Annotated in this window: 22 protein-coding genes; 13 read left to right on the top strand and 9 right to left on the bottom strand. The window is 68.1% G+C overall.

The window, feature by feature from the left end:
- Positions 1-1,632 carry a ubiquitin-activating E1 FCCH domain-containing protein gene (locus AC1RRR_RS20805; protein ID WP_492815777.1) on the bottom strand — a complete coding sequence of 544 codons (1,632 nt, stop codon included), beginning with the start codon at positions 1,630-1,632 and terminating at the stop codon, positions 1-3.
- A gap of 130 nt (positions 1,633-1,762) precedes the next feature.
- Between AC1RRR_RS20805 and trmD the strand changes: the two genes are divergently transcribed.
- Both trmD and rplS read left to right on the top strand, forming a co-directional pair.
- Complete coding sequence (gene trmD / locus AC1RRR_RS20810) at positions 1,763-2,500, top strand: tRNA (guanosine(37)-N1)-methyltransferase TrmD (protein ID WP_492815778.1); 738 nt, start codon at positions 1,763-1,765, stop codon at positions 2,498-2,500.
- A 3-nt stretch (positions 2,501-2,503) separates the two neighbouring features.
- Positions 2,504-2,911, top strand: a complete 408-nt coding sequence (rplS, locus tag AC1RRR_RS20815) for a 50S ribosomal protein L19 (RefSeq protein ID WP_492815779.1) — start codon at positions 2,504-2,506, stop codon at positions 2,909-2,911.
- A gap of 64 nt (positions 2,912-2,975) precedes the next feature.
- Here the strand turns inward: rplS and AC1RRR_RS20820 are convergent, their stop codons facing one another.
- Positions 2,976-3,929, bottom strand: a complete 954-nt coding sequence (locus tag AC1RRR_RS20820; RefSeq protein WP_492815780.1) for a M23 family metallopeptidase — start codon at positions 3,927-3,929, stop codon at positions 2,976-2,978.
- Positions 3,930-3,989: 60 nt separating this feature from the next.
- Positions 3,990-4,121, bottom strand: coding sequence for a hypothetical protein (locus AC1RRR_RS20825; RefSeq protein WP_492815781.1), 132 nt, complete (start codon positions 4,119-4,121; stop codon positions 3,990-3,992).
- A 93-nt stretch (positions 4,122-4,214) separates the two neighbouring features.
- Between AC1RRR_RS20825 and AC1RRR_RS20830 the strand changes: the two genes are divergently transcribed.
- The 7 genes from AC1RRR_RS20830 (at position 4,215) to AC1RRR_RS20860 (ending at position 12,435) form a co-directional block, all read left to right on the top strand.
- On the top strand, positions 4,215-5,177 hold the full coding sequence (locus AC1RRR_RS20830) for a LysR substrate-binding domain-containing protein (protein WP_492815782.1): 963 nt from the start codon (positions 4,215-4,217) through the stop codon (positions 5,175-5,177).
- A 284-nt stretch (positions 5,178-5,461) separates the two neighbouring features.
- Complete coding sequence (gene leuC / locus AC1RRR_RS20835) at positions 5,462-6,898, top strand: 3-isopropylmalate dehydratase large subunit (protein WP_492815783.1); 1,437 nt, start codon at positions 5,462-5,464, stop codon at positions 6,896-6,898.
- Positions 6,898-7,506 (top strand): 3-isopropylmalate dehydratase small subunit, encoded by a 609-nt coding sequence (gene leuD, locus AC1RRR_RS20840; RefSeq protein WP_492815784.1) that lies wholly within the window; start codon positions 6,898-6,900, stop codon positions 7,504-7,506. The genes leuC and leuD overlap by 1 nt, the downstream gene beginning before the upstream one ends.
- A gap of 14 nt (positions 7,507-7,520) precedes the next feature.
- Entirely contained in the window at positions 7,521-7,823 is a 303-nt protein-coding gene (locus AC1RRR_RS20845; RefSeq protein ID WP_492815785.1) for a putative quinol monooxygenase, read from the top strand.
- Between the two features lies 1 nt (position 7,824).
- The gene (gene leuB, locus AC1RRR_RS20850) at positions 7,825-8,883 is read left to right on the top strand and encodes a 3-isopropylmalate dehydrogenase (protein WP_492815786.1); all 1,059 of its coding nucleotides are present in this window, start codon (positions 7,825-7,827) and stop codon (positions 8,881-8,883) included.
- A 94-nt stretch (positions 8,884-8,977) separates the two neighbouring features.
- Positions 8,978-10,783 (top strand): methyl-accepting chemotaxis protein, encoded by a 1,806-nt coding sequence (locus tag AC1RRR_RS20855; RefSeq protein WP_492815787.1) that lies wholly within the window; start codon positions 8,978-8,980, stop codon positions 10,781-10,783.
- Positions 10,784-10,848: 65 nt separating this feature from the next.
- A complete protein-coding gene (locus AC1RRR_RS20860; protein ID WP_492815788.1) occupies positions 10,849-12,435 on the top strand; it encodes a long-chain fatty acid--CoA ligase in 1,587 nt (528 codons plus the stop codon).
- Here AC1RRR_RS20860 and AC1RRR_RS20865 read toward each other — a convergent pair.
- The 3 genes from AC1RRR_RS20865 to AC1RRR_RS20875 all read right to left on the bottom strand — a co-directional run bounded on the left by AC1RRR_RS20865 (position 12,432) and on the right by AC1RRR_RS20875 (position 14,367).
- Positions 12,432-12,911, bottom strand: a complete 480-nt coding sequence (locus AC1RRR_RS20865) for a GNAT family N-acetyltransferase (RefSeq protein WP_492815789.1) — start codon at positions 12,909-12,911, stop codon at positions 12,432-12,434. The genes AC1RRR_RS20860 and AC1RRR_RS20865 overlap by 4 nt on opposite strands.
- Positions 12,908-13,303: an SRPBCC family protein gene (locus tag AC1RRR_RS20870; RefSeq protein ID WP_492815790.1), complete on the bottom strand. Its 396-nt coding sequence runs from the start codon at positions 13,301-13,303 to the stop codon at positions 12,908-12,910. Before AC1RRR_RS20870 ends, AC1RRR_RS20865 begins: the two co-directional genes overlap by 4 nt.
- A 65-nt stretch (positions 13,304-13,368) precedes the next feature.
- A complete protein-coding gene (locus tag AC1RRR_RS20875) occupies positions 13,369-14,367 on the bottom strand; it encodes an aldo/keto reductase (RefSeq protein WP_492815791.1) in 999 nt (332 codons plus the stop codon).
- A 93-nt stretch (positions 14,368-14,460) separates the two neighbouring features.
- Here AC1RRR_RS20875 and AC1RRR_RS20880 point away from each other — a divergent pair, with 93 nt between their 5' ends.
- Entirely contained in the window at positions 14,461-15,360 is a 900-nt protein-coding gene (locus tag AC1RRR_RS20880) for a LysR family transcriptional regulator (RefSeq protein WP_492815792.1), read from the top strand.
- Between the two features lie 12 nt (positions 15,361-15,372).
- On the opposite strand, the gene AC1RRR_RS20885 is transcribed toward AC1RRR_RS20880, so the two are convergent.
- The 3 genes from AC1RRR_RS20885 to AC1RRR_RS20895 all read right to left on the bottom strand — a co-directional run bounded on the left by AC1RRR_RS20885 (position 15,373) and on the right by AC1RRR_RS20895 (position 16,369).
- The gene (locus tag AC1RRR_RS20885) at positions 15,373-15,597 is read right to left on the bottom strand and encodes a hypothetical protein (protein WP_492815793.1); all 225 of its coding nucleotides are present in this window, start codon (positions 15,595-15,597) and stop codon (positions 15,373-15,375) included.
- A 64-nt stretch (positions 15,598-15,661) separates the two neighbouring features.
- Positions 15,662-16,099 carry an acyl-CoA thioesterase gene (locus AC1RRR_RS20890; RefSeq protein WP_492815794.1) on the bottom strand — a complete coding sequence of 146 codons (438 nt, stop codon included), beginning with the start codon at positions 16,097-16,099 and terminating at the stop codon, positions 15,662-15,664.
- Entirely contained in the window at positions 16,100-16,369 is a 270-nt protein-coding gene (locus tag AC1RRR_RS20895) for a zinc-finger domain-containing protein (protein ID WP_492815795.1), read from the bottom strand. It abuts the gene before it with no gap.
- Positions 16,370-16,511: 142 nt separating this feature from the next.
- On the opposite strand from AC1RRR_RS20895, the gene AC1RRR_RS20900 reads away from it, so the two are divergent.
- From AC1RRR_RS20900 to AC1RRR_RS20910, 3 genes are all read left to right on the top strand, one after another.
- Positions 16,512-17,474, top strand: a complete 963-nt coding sequence (locus AC1RRR_RS20900; protein WP_492815796.1) for an ABC transporter ATP-binding protein — start codon at positions 16,512-16,514, stop codon at positions 17,472-17,474.
- A 2-nt stretch (positions 17,475-17,476) separates the two neighbouring features.
- Positions 17,477-17,908, top strand: a complete 432-nt coding sequence (locus AC1RRR_RS20905; RefSeq protein WP_492815797.1) for a hypothetical protein — start codon at positions 17,477-17,479, stop codon at positions 17,906-17,908.
- 101 nt (positions 17,909-18,009) lie between these two features.
- Positions 18,010-19,332: an NCS2 family permease gene (locus tag AC1RRR_RS20910; RefSeq protein WP_492815798.1), complete on the top strand. Its 1,323-nt coding sequence runs from the start codon at positions 18,010-18,012 to the stop codon at positions 19,330-19,332.
- Positions 19,333-19,372: the final 40 nt, after the last annotated feature.

The raw sequence follows: 19,372 nt of genomic DNA on the forward strand, positions 1-19,372 counted from the left end.
CTATTTGGCGATCCGCAGCTGCGAGATCTCCTGGGCGATCGACTTGAAGGTCGTCTTCAGCTCCGAACCCGTCGCCGGGAAGAAGGCGTATTCGGGCTTGCTGGCGCAGCCCTTCAGCACGCCCTTGGCCGTGTTGTCGTCCACGTCGAACCCGACCGTGTAGATCGTGATGTCGTACTTGGCGTCCTGCATCTCCTTGCAGAGCGCCTTGGTTTGGGTGAACGGGTCGCCGTTGGTCGCGTCACAACCGATGTGGTCCGAATAGGTGCCGCTGCCCGAGCCGGCGTTGCGGGCGATGACGCCGTTGCAGTAGGGCGTGTTGAACGCGCCGTCGGTCATCAGCACCACGACCTTCATCAGGTCCTTGGTCTTGTAGGCGGCCGGGCGTTGCGTGACGTCGGGCCACAGATAGCCGAAGTTCGGCGAGATCATGTACCAGCCCCAGGCGAAGCCGATCTGACCCGCGGTCGAGCCGTCGGTGTCCAGGGCGTTGATCTGGTTCGTCAGCGTCGTCTTGTTGCTGGTCAGCGGTGTGATCGTCGCGCTGGGGCAGGGATTGGCGCCGCTGTAGTTGTCGGCCGCGGTGGTCGGATAGTTGCGGCCCACCGGCGAGGTGCTGGGCGCGACGTCGGTATAGGCGTCCCCCCCCGTGCGCTCGCTGACGCAGGTGCTGATCGTCCGCGTCGTCGCCGTGCCATAGGGGTTGTCGTAGACGTACTTGCGGCAGCCAGGATTGGTGCTCTTCTCGCAGGTCGCCACGCCGCCCGACGTATAGGTCGAGGCGCTGGACGTGTTGGCGTCGACCGTGAAGGTGTTCGCGGTCACGGACTTGATGGTGTAGGTCTTGCCGTTGAGCGTGGTCATGCCCCCGACGCCCGAGAACGAGATCTGGTCGTCGACGATGAAGCCGTGGCCGTTCGATGTGACCACGGCCTGGTTGGCCTTGGTGATCTTGGTGATCGCGCGGTTCGTGATCGCGCCTCGCGCGCCATCGGCATACGTGCCCAGATTGACCCCCGCCGCGTACGGGATCAGCGCCACCTTTGAGTAGAACGGTGTCTGTTGCGCCGGATCCTTGACGATGATGTTCACGAGGTCGCTCGCCGCCGTCTTCAGGTCGGTGATCCGCGAGCCTTCCATCGAGCCGGTGATGTCGAGCACCACGGCGACTTCCAGGTCCTTGGACGAGCGCACCACGTCCGACGTCGCCACGACATCGAAATTGGACCCGGTCCACAGGTTGGCGATGATCGGCTTCAGGGTCCCCGAAGCCGTGCCGATCACGTGGTTGGTCGCGCCATTCTTGAAGGTCGAGTTCGAGGCGGTCAGGCCCAGGTTCAGGCCCGCGATCTCGGCCACGAAGGCCGGGTCGCCGATCGCTTCCAGCTCGGCGTCGGTCGTGGCGGTCGAGCGGGCGGCCATCAGGGTGGCGGCGTCCAGGGCGTCCTGCATCTGGCGGCGCTGCAGGCCGATGCGACCCAGGTCCACCAGAGCGAAGACCAGCACCGACAGCGGGATGGCCAGCAGGGCGAACTGCACGGCGATCGCGCCGCGCTGGTCGCGCCGCAGACGGCCGCCAAAGGCGCTGGCGCCCTGGCTCAGGCGTCGGATGAGGCGGCTCAGGGTCGACATGGGCGGATCCGGACGAAGTTTTTCGGCCTGAACTTCGCTCAGGAGGGTGAACAAGCCGGAAATGCTGTTGGTGAACGCTGCTGGTCGACACCCCTTCGACTCTCGGCCCGCCTGCGGCTAAAGAGCGCCCATGCCGTTCACCGCCACCGTCCTGACCATGTTCCCCGAGGCCTTCCCCGGCCCGCTCGGCGTCTCGATGATCGGGACCGCCTGGACCGAGCAGGACCTGTGGCGTTTGGAAACGCTGGACATTCGGGCCTTTTCCAAGGATAAGCGCGGCTTCCTCGACGACACCCCCGCGGGTGGCGGCGCGGGAGCCGTGCTCAAAGCGGACGTCATCGCCTCTGCGCTCGACAGCGTGGAGCTGGATGGTCGGCCGCTTTTGTACATGAGCGCCCGGGGCAGGCCCCTGACCCAGGCGCGCGTAAGAGAGTGGTCCAAGGCGCCCGGCATCGTGGTGCTGTGCGGCCGCTTCGAGGGGGTGGATCAACGGGTGCTCGACGCCCGCGGGTTCGAGGAGGTCTCGGTCGGAGACGCGGTCCTTGCCGGTGGCGAGGCGGCGGCGATGGTCGTGATCGAGGCGTGCGTTCGATTGGCCCCGGGTGTGCTGGGGAATATCGAGAGCACGCTGGAAGAAAGCTTCGAGGACGGCCTCCTGGAGCATCCGCAGTACACGCGACCGCGGACGTTCGAAGGACTGGATATCCCCGAGGTGCTGCTGTCGGGCGATCACAAGCGGATCGGTCAGTGGCGGCAAAGTATGCGTGAAGAAACGACCCGCGAGCGGCGTCCAGATCTCTGGGAAGCGCATCTCGCCAATCAACAGGCAAAAGGCGACCCCAAAAGGGGAAAGCCCAAAGGAGACTAGACCATGGCGATCAACATCGTCGCTCAGCTCGAGCAAGAAGAAGCGGCCCGTCTGCTGGCCGTCCGCGCGATCCCGGAATTCCGTCCCGGCGACACCCTGCGCGTCAACGTGAAGATCAAGGAAGGCGAGCGCGAGCGCGTTCAGGCCTATGAGGGCGTCTGCATCGCCCGCGCCGGCACGGGCGTCCACGAGAGCTTCACGGTCCGCAAGATCTCGTTCGGCGAAGGCGTGGAACGTCTGTTCCCGCTGCTCTCGCCGAGCATCGAAAGCATCGAAGTCAAGCGTCGCGGCGTCGTCCGTCGCGCCAAGCTGTACTACCTGCGCGACCGTCGCGGTAAGTCGGCCCGTATCGCCGAGCGCGCCGGTGGCAACACCAAGGCCGCCGCCGCCGCGGCTTCGTCGGAAGACTAAGTCTCCGATACTGCGAATGGAACGAGGCCCTGGCGGAAACGCCGGGGCCTTTTTTCTTTGCGCGTCAGTCCGGGAAGCGGACCACGACGTTGCAGCCGGGCAGCTCGTTGCGGCGCTCGGGCGCCAGGCCCGCCAGCGGTGTCCATGGAGCAGAACCCAGGCGGCCCAGATCCTCGTAGCGGCCCAGCAGCGTGAAGCGCTCGAAGCCGTAGCCGACACCCTCGCCCAGCAAGGGCGCGGCCGCGTCGGCCACGTGCAGATGCAGGTGCGGGCCGGTGGAGTCGCCGGAGAACCCCAGGCGACCGATGACCTGGCCGTTGCGTACGCGGTCGCCGGGCTTCACCCGCAGGCTGCCCGGGACCAGGTGCTCGTAGATCGCGAACCGGCCGTTCCCCAGGTCCAGCGAGACATAGTTGCCGGCCGCCAGGTCCCGGGGATGCTTGCCGTTCTTGGAGACCCGCTCGGCCTCGGGCACGCCGTCCCGCGCGGCGGCGACCACCGCGTCGGCCACGGCCAGCACCGGCGCGCCATAACCCAAAGCGTCGCGGGCAAGGTCGGGATCGCCGCTGGCGATGCGGCCCTGGTCGTCCAGTTTCACCCAGTCGATCGCGGTGCGCCCCGGCAGGCGGCCATCATAGAACACCCGTCGATGCCCGCGCGGCCAGTCGGCCTTGTAGATCGCCGCCCACGGTCCGCCGCGCAGCGGCGGTCCCAGCATCGGGCCATCGTCGGCCGGCAGGTCAAGGGTGGAGATCTTGCCGTCCGCCTCGATCGTCAGGCGACGGGCCTGGTCCGGCAGGTCCAGCTCAACGAAGTCTTCGAAGCGGCCCAGCACGACATCGCCATCACGCACCGTCACCGGCCCGCTGGCGATTTCGAAGAGCGCGCGCCGCCGCCCCTCGACCCGGACCACGGCGAGGGGCTGCCGGGGAGCCGAGGAAGCGGCGCGCGCGAGACCAGGGGCGAGAACAATCGCTAGAGGGGCCATGGCCCCGCGCCGGGTCAAACTGTGGGTCATGTCGCGTTCCCTCGCCTTTGCTCTAGGACGTGGGAAGCGCGCGCACCGGATCAAGGCGCCTTATCGCGGCTGGATCAGGCGCGGGTATTTCGGGGGCGGGCTCGGGGCGCGCAGCAAGGCCCACAGCTGTTGCAGCGCCAGCACCCAGCCGAACGAAGTTTCCTTATGAATCTTGAGCGCCTGGTCCATCATCGCGGCCCTCCTTGGCTGCCGATGACGTGGAAGATCGGCGTTCACTGGCCTGATGACAAACGCGGCCTCCTTGGCTATGCATAAGGTAAGCTTATGCCAGACATCCTCGCCCGCCTGCCGCTCGCCGCCATCCGCGTGTTCGAGGCGGCCGCTCGCCTCAAGAGCTTCACCCGCGCCGCCGACGAGCTGGGCGTGACCCAGGCGGCCGTCAGCTGGCAGGTCAAAGCCCTGGAGCAGCAGCTGGACCAGCTGCTGTTCAACCGCCTGCCCCGCGAAGTGACCCTGACCTCGTCCGGCGAGCGGCTGTCGCGGGCGGCGACGGAGGCCATGTCCCTGCTGCGCTCGGCGGTGTCCGACCTGGTCGAGACCGAGGAAGGCGTGCTGTCGATCACCACGGTCCAGAGCCTGGGCGGCCAGTGGCTGGCCCCGCGCCTGGGCGGCTTCCAGATCGCCCACCCGCGCATCGCCGTGCGGCTGGAGGCCTCCAGCCGGGTCGTCGAGCTGTCCCGCGAGGGCGTCGACATGGCCCTGCGCGGCGGCCAGGGGAAATGGCCAGGCATGACCGCTCACTTCCTCATCCCCGCCGTCCAGACCCCGCTGGTCTCGCCCGAGTTCCTGGCCCGCATCGGCGGCCTCTCGCGCCCTGAGGACCTGCTGGACATCCCCAGGATCGGCATCGCCCGCGAATGGGAGGAGTGGTTCCAGGCCGCCGGAGTCGCGGTGGCCGAAGATCGCCTGACCCCGCGCCTGGCGTCCGACGCCCAGGCCCTGGAAGTGGCCAGCGCCCTGGCCAGCCACGGCGCGGCCCTGGGCTCGCCGATCTTCTTCGCTCGCGAGCTGGCCGAAGGGCGCCTGGTCATGCCGTTCGACGTGGTGGCCCGCTACATGGGCGGCTACTGGCTGGCCTATCCCAGCGACCGCGCGCGGGTGCGCAAGATCGCCGCCTTCCGCGACTGGGTGCTGGCCCAGGCCGCCGCCGATCCGCTGATCGCCCGCTACGCCGCCATCGCGCCTTTAGAGTCGCCCGCCGTCTCGCCGCTGGCTCGGCCTCTATAGTCAAGCTTAAGTGCGATCGCACGCTTGTTGACAAAACTTCGGTACGTGAGATGGTGATCTCACCCCCGGTTCAGGCCGGGCTTCCAGACCGTCTCCTTTCTAGTGGACGGCCCTTTCCGGGCGGAGCCATCGGCCCCCGGAAGCAAAGAATGATGCTAGGGCGCGCCGAAACCACTGGCGCGCCCTATGTCGTTCTGGCGTGAGCGCCACACAGAACGCAAGAATTTGGCCCCAGAGCCCGCCACCACTGGATTTTGGCGCACGATCCGCCCTATATCCCCGCCATGTCCGGCAAAACCCTTTACGACAAGATCTGGGACGCCCACGTCGTCAACGAAACCGACGGCGAGGCCATCCTCTATATCGACCTGCACCTCATCCATGAGGTCACCACCCCGCAGGCCTTCGCCGGCCTTCGCGCGGCCGGACGCAAGGTGCGCCGGCCCGATCGCACGCTCGCCGTCGCCGACCACAACATCCCGACCGAGGGCCAGGCCCTGGGCGTGGACGCCGTGCAGGACGAGGAAGCGCGCCTGCAGCTCAAGACGCTTGCCCGCAACGTCGCCGACAACGGCATCGAATTCTTCCCGATGGGCGACATCCGCAACGGCATCGTCCACGTGGTCGGTCCCGAGCAGGGCCGCACCCAGCCGGGCATGACCATCGTCTGCGGCGACAGCCACACCTCGACCCACGGCGCCTTCGGGGCCCTGGCCCACGGCATCGGCACGTCCGAGGTCGAGCACGTCCTGGCCACCCAGACCCTGCGCCAGAAGAAGGCCAAGAACATGTTGGTCCGCGTCGATGGCCAGCTGGCCCCGGGCGTGACCGGCAAGGACATCGCTCTCGCCGTGATCGGCGAGATCGGCACCGCCGGCGGCACCGGCTATGTCATCGAGTTCGCCGGCGAGGCCGTGCGCGGCCTGTCGATGGAAGGCCGCATGACCCTCTGCAACCTGACCATCGAGGGCGGCGCCAAGGCCGGCCTGGTGGCCCCGGACGACAAGACCTTCGCCTATATCCAGGGCAAGCCCGCCGCGCCCAAGGGCGCGGCCTGGGACATGGCCGTCTCCAGCTGGAAGACCTGGTTCACCGACGAGGACGCCGTCTTCGATCGCACCGTGGTCATCGACGGCGCGGCTCTGGTCCCGATGGTCACCTGGGGCACCAGCCCCGAGGACGTCATCCCGGTCACCGGCAACGTCCCCGACCCGGAAAGCTTCGCCACGCCCGACAAGCGCGCGGCCGCTCACCGGGCGCTGGACTATATGGGCCTGACCGCCGGCCAGCCGATCTCGGAAGCCCGCATCGACCGCGTCTTCATCGGCTCGTGCACCAACAGCCGCATCGAGGACATGCGCGCCGCCGCCACCGTGGTGCAGGACGCGTTCCTGCACGGTCGCATGGTGGCCCCGCACGTCAAGGCGATGGTCGTGCCGGGCTCGGGCCTGGTGAAGGAACAGGCTGAAGCCGAGGGCCTGGACGCCATCTTCAAGGCCTCCGGCTTCGACTGGCGCGAGCCCGGCTGCTCGATGTGCCTGGCCATGAACCCCGACAAGCTGGCCCCGCAGGAGCGCTGCGCCTCGACCAGCAACCGCAACTTCGAAGGCCGCCAGGGCCGCGCCGGCCGCACCCACCTCGTCTCTCCCGCCATGGCGGCGGCGGCGGCGATCGCGGGTCACCTGACCGATGTGCGCACCTTCCTGGAGGAGACCGCCTGATGCGCGCCTTCACCCGCCTCGACGGCCGTGCGGCTCCGCTGGAGCTGGCCAATATCGACACCGACCAGATCATCCCCAAGCAGTTCCTCAAGACCGTGGAACGCGAGGGCCTGGCCAAGGGCCTGTTCTACGATTTCCGCTTCGACGGCGATGGGAACGAGATCAGCGACTTCGTGCTGAACCGGCCGGAGTACAAGAACGCCTCGGTGCTGATCGCCGGCGACAATTTCGGCTGCGGCAGCTCGCGCGAGCACGCCCCATGGGCCCTGATGGACTTCGGGATCATGTGCGTGATCTCGACCAGCTTCGCCGATATCTTCAACAACAACTGCTACAACAACGGCCTGCTGCCGGTGGTGGTTAGCCCCGACGACCTCTCGCTCCTGATGGACGAGGCCAAGGGCGGCAACCACATGGTCAGCGTCGATCTCGAGACCCAGACCGTGGTCTCGCCGTCGGGCAAGACGATCACCTTCGACATCGATCCCGTGCGCAAAGAAAAGATGCTCAAGGGCCTGGACGCCATCGGCGAGACCCTGCAGCACGGCGGCGACATCGACGTCTTCGAAAGCAAGCGCGCGATCAGCCAGCCCTGGCTGGAAGCCTAAGCGCCGGCCGATCCATGACGGTCATCCTCGCCGGTTCGATCCGCATCGCGCCCGAGCGCCTGGCCGAACTGCGCCCGCACCTGGCCGCCCAGGTCGCGGGATCGCGGGGCGAGCCGGGCTGTCTGGCCTACGCCCTCTCCGAAGATCCGCTGGATCCTGGCCTGATCCGGGTCTTCGAACACTTCACCGACGCGGCGGCGTTGGAATTCCATCGCGCCAGCCCGCATATGGCGGCGTGGCGCGCGGCTTGCGCCGACCTTGGCGTCCATGAGCGCCGCATGTCCTCCTTCGACGTTTCCGACTATCGCGAGATCTAAGATGGCGACTCTTCTCCTCCTGCCCGGCGACGGCATCGGTCCCGAAGTCTGCGCGCAAGTGCGCCGCGTGGCCGCCGCCATCACCCCGAACCTCCAGGTGTCGGAAGCCCCGTATGGCGGCTCCAGCTACGACGCCCACGGCACGCCGCTGCTGGATGAGGTTCGCGACCAGGCCATCGCCAGCGACGCGGTGCTAATGGGCGCCGTCGGCGGTCCGCAGTGGGCCAACGCTCCGCGCCACCTGCGCCCGGAAGCGGGCCTGCTGGGCCTGCGCAAGGCGATGAACGTCTATGCCAACCTGCGCCCGGCCTATTGCTTCGAGGCCCTGGCCGGCGCCTCCAGCCTGAAGACCGAGCTGGTCTCGGGCCTGGACATCATGTTCGTGCGCGAGCTGGTCGGCGGCGTCTATTTCGGCGAGCCGCGCGGCATCGAGACCCTGGCCGACGGCCAGAAGAAGGGCTTCGACACCGCCGTCTATACCACCAGCGAGATCGAGCGCGTCGGCCGCGTGGCCTTCGAACTGGCTCGCGGCCGGACCAACAAGGTCCACTCGGCCGAGAAGTCGAACGTCATGGAGTCGGGCCTGCTGTGGAAGCAGGTCATCACCGACCTGCACGCCCGCGAATACTCGGACGTCCAGCTGGAGCACATCCTGGCCGACAACTGCGCCATGCAGCTGGTCCGCGCGCCCAAGCAGTTCGACGTCATCGTCACCGACAACCTGTTCGGCGACATCCTGTCGGACGCCGCCGCCATGCTGACCGGTTCGCTGGGCATGCTGCCCTCGGCCGCCATCGGCGATCCCAACAAGCCGGGCCTGTACGAGCCGATCCACGGCTCGGCTCCCGACATCGCCGGCAAGGGCCTGGCCAATCCGCTGGCCGCCATCCTGTCGTTCGAAATGGCCCTGCGCTGGTCGCTGAAGCAGGTCGAGGCCGCCGATATTCTTCTCGCGGCTGTGAAGAAAACACTCGACCAGGGCGCGAAAACTCGAGACCTGGGCGGCTCACTGAACACTGTTCAAATGGGTGACGCCGTTATCGCAAATATTCACAATTAACAGAACCTTGTTCTTTGCAAAATTTGCAATGGGTTCTTAAGGATAATCGTCGATTTCCTGACACATCTCTTGTGTGTGTCAGGGACTCGGCGACATGTCTTTTAAAGACCTGAAAATACCCGCAAAACTTGGCGTTGCATTCTGCGCCGTCATTCTGGCCTCGACGATTTCGTCGGCCTTGGTCTTCAGCAGCCTCAAGCGCATCGACGAGTCGATGATCTCGACCCAGCGCAGCCTGGGCCTGGCCGCTCAGGCCGAAGAGATCATGGCGCTGGTGCTGGAACAGCAGAACGCCCTGCGCGGCTACGTGATCATGGGCGACGCCAAGTTCGCCGACACCTACAAGGAGTCGAAGGACAAGTTCGACGATCGCCTCGACGCCTTCGAGGCCAAGACCACCGTTCCGGAACAGAAGGCCCGCATCCAGCGCCTGCGCGACGCGATGACGACCTGGCGCAAGACCATCGGCGATCCGTCGATGACCTTGATGGCCGATCCGGCCACGGGCCGCGAGCAAGCCGGCCAGCTGACCGGCAAGAAGAGCCTGACCGAGATCCGCGCCATCCAGAAAGAATTGCTGGCCGCCGCCCAGGAGCGGGTCGCCGTCCGCGCCCAGGAGGCCAAGGCCGCCCAGAGCATGGCGCATTGGTCGCTGCTGATCGGCGGGGCCGCCGCGGTGATCATCGCCGGCCTGATGGGCTGGCTGCTGTCGAGCACGATCGGCGCGCCCGTCGCGGCCATGACCGCCGCCATGCGTCGCCTTTCCGCCGGCGACAACGCCGTCGAGGTGCCCGCCACGGGTCGCCAGGACGAGGTCGGCCAGATGGCCAGCGCCGTCGCCGTCTTCAAGGACGCCGCGATCGCCAAGCTGCGCGTCGAGGCCGAGGCCGCCGCCCACCGCGCCGCCGTCGAGACCGAACGCGGCGCCAACGAGGCCGAGAAGGCCGAGATCGCCCGCAGCGACGCGGTCAATATCGCCGCCCTCACCGAGGCCCTCGACCGTATGGCCGGCGGCGACCTGACCCACCGCATCACCATCGCCTTCTCGCCCAAGGCCGAGAGCCTGAAGAGCAACTTCAACGCCGCCGCCGACCGCATGCAGCAGGCCGTGCGCGCCATCAACGCCGCGACCGGCGGCGTCAGCAGCGGCGCCGACGAGATCGCCGAGGCCTCGGACAATCTCTCGCGCCGCACCGAGCAGCAGGCCGCCAGCCTGGAAGAGACGGCTGCCGCTCTGGACGAAATCACCGCCACGGTCCGCAAGACCGCCGACGGCGCGCGCGAGGCCTCCGCCCTGGTCGCCCAGGCCCGCACCGGCGCCGAACGCTCGGGCCAGATCGTCGACCAGGCGGTCAGCGCCATGAGCGAGATCGAAAGCTCGTCCAGCCAGGTCAATCAGATCATCGGGGTCATCGACGAGATCGCCTTCCAGACCAACCTCTTGGCGCTGAACGCCGGCGTCGAAGCCGCCCGCGCCGGTGAAGCTGGCCGTGGTTTCGCGGTCGTCGCCCAGGAAGTCCGCGCTTTGGCCCAACGCTCGGCCGACGCAGCCAAGGAGATCAAGACCCTGATCTCGACCTCGACCCAGCAGGTCGGGGCCGGCGTCGACCTGGTCGCCCAGACCGGCGAGGCCCTGCGCGCCATCGTCGGCCAGGTCGCCTCGATCGACGCCCTGGTGAAAGAGATCGCCGCCTCGGCCCAGGAGCAGTCCACCGGCCTGCACCAGGTCAATGTGGCCGTGAACCAGATGGACCAGGTCGTCCAGCAGAACGCCGCCATGGTCGAGGAAGCCACCGCCGCCAGCCACTCGCTGAAGGGCGAGGCTGGCGAGCTGGCGGTGCTGGTCGGCCGCTTCCAGGTCGGCCCGGCCGAGGTCCAGAGCCGCCGCCGGGCCGCCTAGGCGCCTTTCGCTGAACAGCGTTCACGTACTAGGCTCCTCCCAACGATAAAGGTTGGGAGGGGCTTATGACGCCGGGCTTGATGCAGACGACGCCGCTGATGATCAGCGGCATCCTGACCTATGCGGCCCAGGCCCACGGCGCGCGCGAGATCGTCTCGCGCCTGATCGACGAACCGATCCATCGCTACGACTATGCGGGCCTGGTCCGGCGCGCCGCCCAGGCGGCCCACGCGCTGCGGCGGCTGGGCGTGAAGGCCGGCGACCGCGTCACGTCCCTGGCCTGGAACACCCACCGGCATCTGGAGCTGTTCTACGCCGTGCCTGGCATTGGGGCCGTGCTGCACACGGCCAACCCGCGCCTGTTCGACGAGCAGATCGTCTACACGGTCAATCACGCGGAAAGCGGCGTCCTGTTCTACGACCGAAACTTCGCAGGCTTAGTCGAGCGGATCCGCCCGCAGCTGACCACGGTGAAGACCTTCGTCATGCTGTCGGACGACGACTACGACGCCTTGATCGCCGGCGAGCCGGAGACGATCGACTGGCCGGTCTTCGACGAGAACGCCGGGGCCTTCCTCTGCTACACCTCGGGCACGACGGGCGATCCCAAGGGGGTGCTCTATTCGCACCGCGCCGTGGTGCTGCACGCCATGGCCGGCGGCCTGAACAGCGCGTTCGGCTTCACCGCCTTCGACGTGGTGATGCCCTGCTCCAGCCTGTACCACGCCACCGCCTGGGGCCTGCCGTTCAGCGCCCCGATCTGCGGGGCCAAGCTGGTCCTGCCCGCTGACAAGATGGACGGCGCTAGCCTGCACGAGCTGATCGAGGGCGAAGGCGTCACCTTCACCGGCGGCGTGCCAACGATCTGGACGATGTATCTGGCCTGGCTGGAAAAGAACGACGCCTCGCCGACCACGCTGAAGCGGGTCGTCATCGGCGGCAGCGCCGTGCCGCGCGCCATGGCCGAGGCCTTCAAGCGGCTCTACGGCGTCCAGACCCTGCAGATCTGGGGCATGACCGAGACCTGCCCGATCGGCGTCGTCGCCACCCCCACGCCCGCCCTCGCCGCCCTGGGCGAAGAGGCCATGGACGAGGCCATCTGGACCCGCCAGGGCCGGCTGCAGTTCGGCATCGAGCTGCGCGTTGAGCTGGATGACGGAAGCGAAGCCCCCTGGGACGGTGAGACCTCCGGCGCTCTGTTGGTGCGCGGTCCGTGGACGGTGCGGCGCTACTTCAAGAAGGACGCCGACGCGGCGCGGGAAGACGGCTGGTTCGACACCGGCGACATCGCCACCCTCGACGCCCACGGCTTCATGCGCATCACCGACCGCCAGAAGGACGTCATCAAGTCGGGCGGCGAATGGATCAGCTCCATCGACCTGGAAAACGTCGCCGTCGGCTGCCCCGGCGTGAAGATCGCCGCCGTCGTGGGGGTGCCGCATCCCAAGTGGGAGGAACGGCCACTGCTGGTCATCGAGGCCCACGAGGGGTCAGCGGTCTGCAAGGCCGACGTGCTCGAGTACCTCGCGCCCAGGATCGTGAAGTGGTGGACGCCGGACGACGTGGTGTTCGCGTCGGTGCCGCTGACGGCCACCGGCAAGATCGACAAGAAGGTGCTGCGGGAGGCGTGGAAGGGGCACCTGGTCGGCTAGAGCTTCAACCGCCAGCTCTCCGACACCAGCCCCTCGGCGAAGCCGTCATAGTCCCAGCTCTTCTCCAACTCGAACCCGAACCGCGCATAGAGCCGGCGGGCGGGCAGCAGATTGGCCTGGGTCCACAGCACCATCTCGGCGTAGCCGGCCTCCCGCGCCCGCGCGATGCAGGCCCCGACCAGGGCCTCGCCGACGCCCAGGCCGCGCGCGCTCGGATCGACCAGCAACAGGCGCAGGCGGCCCGTTGTGTCGTCCTCGCGCACCAGCATGATCGAGCCGACCTTGCGGCCCTCGTGCTCGGCGATCCAGCAGGCTTCACGAGCCGGGTCGTAGGTCTTGACGTAGTCGGCCACGACGCCGGCCACCACGCCCTCGAACCGATGGTCCCAGCCCTCCTCGGCGGCATAGAGCTCGCCGTGCCGCTGGATGATCCAGCCCAGGTCTCCCGGTCCGGTGGGTCTCAGCGTGACGCTCATGCCTCGACCAGCGCCTTCAGCTTGGCCAGGTCCCGCGCCACCGCCGCCGCGTCACGGGCGAAGGCCGCGTCGTCGAACATGCCGGGCGGACGGTAGAGGGTCATCACCACCTCGCTCCCCTCGCCGTTCGCCACCACCCGCAGCGGCATGTAGAGCTGCGTCCCGTCCGGCAGGGTCACCCAGTGGTCGAGGATGCCGTAGGCGTTCGGCTCAGAGAACTTCACATGCACGTCGCCGCCGGGGCCGTGGGCGATCCACTGGTCGCCGTCCTGGGTCAGCCCAGAGGCCAGGCCCGCCGCCCACTGGGTGAAGCTCTCGGGCTCGCGGGTGAAGGCATAGACCTCGTCGGCCGACCTGTGGATCCGGATGCTGATATGCCGGGACTCGAACATGCGCGCTGCTCCGCCGTCATCTGGGAAGCCCATCTGACGACGGTCGCAGCGCCTCATGCAAGACCTCAGCGTTCGCTATCGAGGTGCGTCATCATCGCCTCGGCATAGCGCGTGCCCGCCACGGCGTCGCTGGGCACGGCGGCCTCGATGGCGGCCAGGTCCTCGGGCGTGAAGTTCACCTCCAGCGCGCCCAGCGCCTCGCTCAGGCGATCGCGGCGACGGGCGCCGATCAGCGGCACGATGTCGTCGCCGCGCGAGGCGACCCAGGCGATGGCGGCCTGGGCCGTGGTCACGCCCTTCTGCTCGGCCACCGCGCCCAGCGCCTGGGCCAGCTTCAGGTTGGCGTCCAGGTTGTCGCCCTGGAAGCGCGGGCTATGGGCGCGGAAGTCGCGGCCGACGTTCTCGGAGCGCTGCTTGGTCCAGTGGCCGCTGATCAGGCCGCGCGACAGCACGCCATAGGCCGTCATGCCGATGCCCAGCTCGCGCAGGGTGGGCAGGATGTCCTTCTCGACGCCGCGCGAGACCAGCGAATACTCGATCTGCAGGTCGGCGATCGGCGCGACCTTGGCGGCGCGGCGGATGGTCTCGGACCCGACCTCGGACAGGCCGACGTGACGGACATAGCCGGCCTGGATCATCTCGGCGATGGCCCCGACCGTGTCCTCGATCGGCACGCTCGGATCCAGGCGCGCGGGACGGTAGATGTCGATGTGGTCGACGCCCAGGCGCTTGAGGCTATAGGCCAGGAAGTTCTTGATCGCGGCCGGGCGGCCGTCGAAGCCCACGAAACCGCCGGCCGGATCGCGCAGGGCGCCGGTCTTGACGCTGATTACCAGCTTGTCGCGCTTGTGGGTCTTCAGCGCCTCGCCGATCAGCATCTCGTTGTGGCCCATGCCGTAGAAGTCGCCGGTGTCGATCAGGGTCATGCCGGCCTCGACGGCGGCGTCGAAGGTGGCCAGGCTCTCGGCCCGGTCGCTGGGGCCGTACATGTCGGACATGCCCATGGCGCCGAGGCCGAAGGCGGAAACGACGGGGCCGGTCTTGCCGAGTTGACGGGTCTTCATGGGATCTCTCCTTTGAGTGAGGAGGGTTATGCGCCTGAGCACTCCGTGCGATAATCCAAGAAGGTCCGCACAGGTCGTTCGGGATTTCGCACAATGCAGCACGCCGACTTCGCCGATCTCGACGCCTTTACCGCCGTGGCGCAAGCCCGTGGTTTCCGCGCCGCCGCCGCCCTGCGCAACGTCTCGGCCTCGTCGCTGAGCGAAGCCGTCCGCCGTCTGGAGACCCGCCTCGGCGTGCGCCTGCTGAACCGCACCACCCGTAGCGTCACCCCCACCGAGGCCGGCCAGAAGCTGCTAGAGCGCCTGACCCCCGCGCTCTCCGACGTCGCCCTGGCCCTGGACGAGGTCAACGCCTTTCGCGACAGCCCGACCGGCACCCTGCGCCTGAACGTGCCGCTGGTGGCGGCCAAGGTGGTGTTCCCGCGCCTGATCCCGAAGTTCCTGGCGCAGCATCCGGGCGTGGCGGTCGAGATCATCGCCGAGGACAGCTTCATCGACGTGCTGGCCGCCGGCTTCGACGCGGGCGTGCGTTACGACGAGCGGCTGGAGAAGGACATGATCGCCGTGCCGCTGTCGGGGCCGCAGCGGTTCATGCTGGTCGGCGCGCCAGCCTATTTCGCCGCCCATGGCCGCCCCAAGCATCCGCGCGACGTGCTGGACCACGCCAGCATCCGCCACCGCTTCCCCAGCGGCGCGACCTATGCCTGGGAGTTCGAGAAGGACGGCCAGACCCTCCGCCTGGATCCGCCGGCCCGCCTGACCTCGACCAGCCTGGACCTGGAGCTGGCGGCCTGCGAGGCGGGCGTGGGCCTCTTGGCCACCTTCGAGGACTTCGTGGCCCCGGCGATCGCGGCGGGACGGCTGGAGGCGGTGCTGGAAGACTGGCTGCCGCCGTTCTCGGGGCCGTATCTGTACTATCCCAGCCGGCGGCACATGCCCGCGCCGCTGCGGGCCTTCATCGACTTCGTGAAGGCCGAGAGGATGGGCCCCTGAAGTCCGCCCGCGCTATTCGCGATAGAACGTGCTGCCCTTGTTGGGGGCTGTCAGCGCTCGAAACCATCCGATGCGCTCGGCGCTCTCGATCTCCAGGATCGGAGGCGAACTGGCCCAGATTTCCGCCGAAACGCCGACGGTGAATTCAGCCGTCAGGCCACGCAGGACGACCTCCGCCGCTTCTTGCTCACTGTCGGCGAAAGCGAGGCGCGTCGTAAAGAAGCCTCGGTTCGCCACCTGGGCGTCCCGGCCATGCACGAGGAACTGATAGCAGGGTGTCCGCCAGTTCCTGTTCACAGCCTTAGAACACCGGCAGCGGACGCGGTTTGCGGTCTTCGCCGATGGCGACGAAGGTGAAGACGCCTTCAGTGACCTTGTGGGCCTGCTCGGCGTCGCGGCGGCGGCGCCAGGCCTCGACCTGGACCTTCAGCGAGGTGCGGCCGGTATGGACGATCTTGGCGAACAGGCTGACCTCGTCGCCGACCAGGACGGGGCTGATGAAGGTCATGCTGTCGACGGCGATGGTGGCGCAGCGGCCGGCCGCGCGGTGGAAGGCGATCGAGGCCGCCGCCAAGTCCATCTGCGACAGCAGCCAGCCGCCGAAGATGTCGCCTTCGGGATTGGTGTCGGACGGCATGGCGATGGCGCGCAGCACCGGCGCCTCGTGCGGCCACTCGGCCTTTTCCCAAGCCTTGGCGAGGGTCTCGGCCCGCTGGGCCTCCAGGACGCTATCGGTCACTTAGTGGCCGCCGGCGCCTTCGTAGACGCCCGGCGCCAGGCGCTCATCCTCGTCGCCTTCGCCGGTCGCGGCGACGAAACGACGGTCACAATAGGAGCAGTCGACGAAACCGGCCGCGCCCATCTCCAGCCAGACGCGCGGATGGCCCAGGGCCCCGCCGACGCCGTCGCAGGCGATGCGGTGCGAGCGGACGGCGATCGTCTCCGGCGCGGAGCCGGCGATCGCGTCGATGTCCATGGCGGTCGGAGCGGTGGCGGGGGTCTTGGCCATTCGGCGAGTCCTTGAGATTTCTGAACGCGGCCTTGGCGCGGCGGCGAACGAGGCATACCTATGCGACGCTCAAAGGCGCCGTCAATCGACGGGCGCCTCAAACGACGTTTCTGACCTTCCCGCTTACCGATCTGGACGCTCAATGGACCTGCCCGCCTACGCCATCGAAGCCGAAGGCCTGTACAAGACCTACGCCGCCACCAAGACCTCGCCGGAAAAGAAGGCGCTGAACGGCGTCGACCTGAAGATCCCGCGCGGCTCGATCTTCGGCCTGCTGGGTCCCAACGGCGCGGGCAAGTCGACCTTCATCAACATCCTGGCCGGCCTGGTGCGCAAGAGCTCGGGCACGGTGAAGATCTGGGATCGCGACATCGATGTGCGGCCGCGCGACGCCCGCGCCGCCATCGGCGTGGTGCCGCAGGAACTGGCCGCCGACGTCTTCTTCACCCCGCGCGAGTCGCTGGAGGTGCAGGCCGGCTTCTACGGGGTGCCCAAGAACGAGCGCCGCACCGACGAGCTGCTCAACGCCCTGGGCCTGGGTGACAAGGCCGGGGCCTATGTCCGCCAACTGTCGGGCGGCATGAAGCGCCGCCTGATGGTCGCCAAGGCCATGGTCCACCAGCCGCCGGTGCTGATCCTGGACGAGCCCACCGCAGGGGTCGATGTCGAGCTGCGCCGCCAGCTCTGGCACTATGTGAAGGGCCTGAATGAGCTGGGCGTCACCATCGTGCTGACCACCCACTACCTGGAAGAGGCGCAGGAGCTGTGCGACGAGATCGCCATCGTCAATCGCGGCGAGGTGGTCGCCTGCGAGCCGACGCCCAAGCTCTTGAGCCGCATGGACAGCCGCAACGTCGTGGTCACGCCCGAGACGCCGGTGACGGCCGCCCCGGCCCTGGCCGGCTTCGACACCAAGCTGCGGGCGGGCGGCGCCTTCCAGGTCAGCTACCGCACAGGCCAGTCCAGCGTCGAGCAGGTGCTGGCGGCCGTCCGCGCCGGCGGCATCCAGATCAAGGACATCGCCACCGAGGATCCGGACCTGGAGGACGTGTTCCTGGCCCTGACCTATGGCGACCCGAACGCCGCCGATCCGACCAGGGACTGAGCATGACCAGCAAGCCTGACGCGCTGCGGCGCCTGATCGACCTCCCGGGCGTCAACGACCTGGAATACCGGGCGTTGCTCAAGCGCGACTTCGCCGAACCCGAGGCCCGGGCCGAATATCCGGAGATCGACGCCTGCATGCTCGCCCTGTTCGGCTTGACCACCGACGCGGCCGAGGCGGTGGAACGGCCGGCCGACTGGGACGATATCGAGACCCAATCGCCGGCCGCGCAGGTCGCCGCGTTCGAGGCCGAGGGCTGGGACGTCACCGACGACAAGCGCCGACCGCTGCGCGTCCTGGGGCACTTTTCCGCGCCGCTGTGGCTGGCGGTGCGCGGCGTGGCCGGAACCCTGCCCTTCCAGCCCGAAAGCACGGAGCCGGAAGCCTGGATGTCCAAGCTCGAGGCCGAGGCCAAGCGCTTTCGCAAGCGCTAGGCGCAGTAGGAAGCTTCGAGAAAGCCGCGCGCACCTAAGGCTTGCCTTCCCGGGACTCGCCCGCCAACACTCCCGCTTCGAAACGGGGATTGGGGCGTAAGATGAGTTTCCTGGAGAAGCAGTTCGGGCTGAAAGCCCAGGGGACCAGCGTCCGCACCGAGGTGCTGGCCGGCTTCACCACCTTCCTGACCATGGCCTATATCGTGATCGTCAATCCGGCGATCCTGGGCCAGACCGGCATGCCGATCGCCGCCGTCGCCGCCGCCACCTGCCTGGCCGCAGGCCTGGGCTCGATCCTGATGGGGCTGATCGCCAACTATCCGATCGCCCTGGCCCCCGGCATGGGGCTGAACGCCTATTTCACCTTCACCGTCGTCAAGGGCATGGGCCTGCCGTGGGAGACCGCCCTGGGCTGCGTCTTCCTGTCGGGCATCGCCTTCCTGGTGCTGACCGTGGCGGGCATCCGCCAGCTGATCGTCGGGGCGATCCCGCGTCCGCTGTTCTCGGCCATCGCCGCGGGCATCGGCCTCTTCATCGCCTTCATCGGCCTGAAGGAAGCCGGCATCATCGTCGCCAATCCGGCCACGACGGTGGCGCTGGGCGACCTAACCAAACCGACCGCGATCCTGGCCATCCTGGGCCTGGCGATCATAGGCGCGCTGATGGCCTGGCGGGTGAAGGGCGCGATCCTGATCGGCATTCTCGTGGCCGCCGCCGCCGGCTGGGCCTTAGGGTTGGCCAAGATCGTCCCCGGCGAGTCCGGCCTGGCCGCCCTGACCGCCACCGCCTTCAAGCTGGACGTCCCGGCCGCCCTGCACCTGAACGGCGGCATGGGCATGGCGCTGGCGGAGGTGATCTTCGTCTTCCTGTTCGTCGACCTGTTCGACAACGTCGGCACACTGGTCGCGGTGACCAAGAAGGCGGGCCTCGTCCAGCCCGACGGCACGATCCCGCGCCTGAACCGCATCCTGACCGCCGACAGCATCGCCACCATCGGCGGCTCGCTGGCCGGCACCTCGACCGTGACCAGCTATATCGAGAGCGCCTCGGGCGTCGCGGCCGGCGGCCGCACCGGCCTGACGGCGATCGTCGTGGGCGTGCTCTTCCTGCTGACCCTTTTCTTCGCCCCCTGGGTCCAGGCCATCCCGGCCGCGGCCACTGCGCCGGCCCTGATCATCGTGGGCTCGCTGATGATCGGCGCCCTGACCGACATCGACTGGGAAGATCCCGGCGTGGCCATCCCCGCCTTCCTGACGGTCATCGCCATCCCGCTGACCTTCTCGATCGCCAACGGCCTGGCGTTCGGCATCACCGCCTTCGCGGTCCTGAAGCTGGCGCGCGGCCAGGCCAAGCCCGGCGACTGGCTGCTCTTCGTCCTGGCCGCCCTCTTCGTGGTCCGCTTCATCTACATGGGGGCTGCTTGAGGGGACGCCGCGTGATCGGGTTTGCGCCAACGCGGCCTTT

The organism is Caulobacter sp. GW821-FHT12D05, from assembly GCF_058807295.1.

Coding starts and splice junctions, on each gene's coding strand:
- AC1RRR_RS20880 (WP_492815792.1), top strand. CDS start 14,461: ATGCAGCACGCCGACTTCGCCGATCTCGACGCCTTTACCGCCGTGGCG.
- AC1RRR_RS20860 (WP_492815788.1), top strand. CDS start 10,849: ATGACGCCGGGCTTGATGCAGACGACGCCGCTGATGATCAGCGGCATC.
- AC1RRR_RS20870 (WP_492815790.1), bottom strand. CDS start 13,303: ATGTTCGAGTCCCGGCATATCAGCATCCGGATCCACAGGTCGGCCGAC.
- AC1RRR_RS20845 (WP_492815785.1), top strand. CDS start 7,521: ATGACGGTCATCCTCGCCGGTTCGATCCGCATCGCGCCCGAGCGCCTG.
- AC1RRR_RS20855 (WP_492815787.1), top strand. CDS start 8,978: ATGTCTTTTAAAGACCTGAAAATACCCGCAAAACTTGGCGTTGCATTC.
- leuD (WP_492815784.1), top strand. CDS start 6,898: ATGCGCGCCTTCACCCGCCTCGACGGCCGTGCGGCTCCGCTGGAGCTG.
- AC1RRR_RS20905 (WP_492815797.1), top strand. CDS start 17,477: ATGACCAGCAAGCCTGACGCGCTGCGGCGCCTGATCGACCTCCCGGGC.
- AC1RRR_RS20805 (WP_492815777.1), bottom strand. CDS start 1,632: ATGTCGACCCTGAGCCGCCTCATCCGACGCCTGAGCCAGGGCGCCAGC.
- AC1RRR_RS20900 (WP_492815796.1), top strand. CDS start 16,512: ATGGACCTGCCCGCCTACGCCATCGAAGCCGAAGGCCTGTACAAGACC.
- AC1RRR_RS20895 (WP_492815795.1), bottom strand. CDS start 16,369: ATGGCCAAGACCCCCGCCACCGCTCCGACCGCCATGGACATCGACGCG.
- AC1RRR_RS20830 (WP_492815782.1), top strand. CDS start 4,215: ATGCCAGACATCCTCGCCCGCCTGCCGCTCGCCGCCATCCGCGTGTTC.
- AC1RRR_RS20825 (WP_492815781.1), bottom strand. CDS start 4,121: ATGATGGACCAGGCGCTCAAGATTCATAAGGAAACTTCGTTCGGCTGG.
- trmD (WP_492815778.1), top strand. CDS start 1,763: ATGCCGTTCACCGCCACCGTCCTGACCATGTTCCCCGAGGCCTTCCCC.
- rplS (WP_492815779.1), top strand. CDS start 2,504: ATGGCGATCAACATCGTCGCTCAGCTCGAGCAAGAAGAAGCGGCCCGT.
- AC1RRR_RS20865 (WP_492815789.1), bottom strand. CDS start 12,911: ATGAGCGTCACGCTGAGACCCACCGGACCGGGAGACCTGGGCTGGATC.
- leuC (WP_492815783.1), top strand. CDS start 5,462: ATGTCCGGCAAAACCCTTTACGACAAGATCTGGGACGCCCACGTCGTC.
- AC1RRR_RS20820 (WP_492815780.1), bottom strand. CDS start 3,929: ATGACCCACAGTTTGACCCGGCGCGGGGCCATGGCCCCTCTAGCGATT.
- leuB (WP_492815786.1), top strand. CDS start 7,825: ATGGCGACTCTTCTCCTCCTGCCCGGCGACGGCATCGGTCCCGAAGTC.
- AC1RRR_RS20910 (WP_492815798.1), top strand. CDS start 18,010: ATGAGTTTCCTGGAGAAGCAGTTCGGGCTGAAAGCCCAGGGGACCAGC.
- AC1RRR_RS20875 (WP_492815791.1), bottom strand. CDS start 14,367: ATGAAGACCCGTCAACTCGGCAAGACCGGCCCCGTCGTTTCCGCCTTC.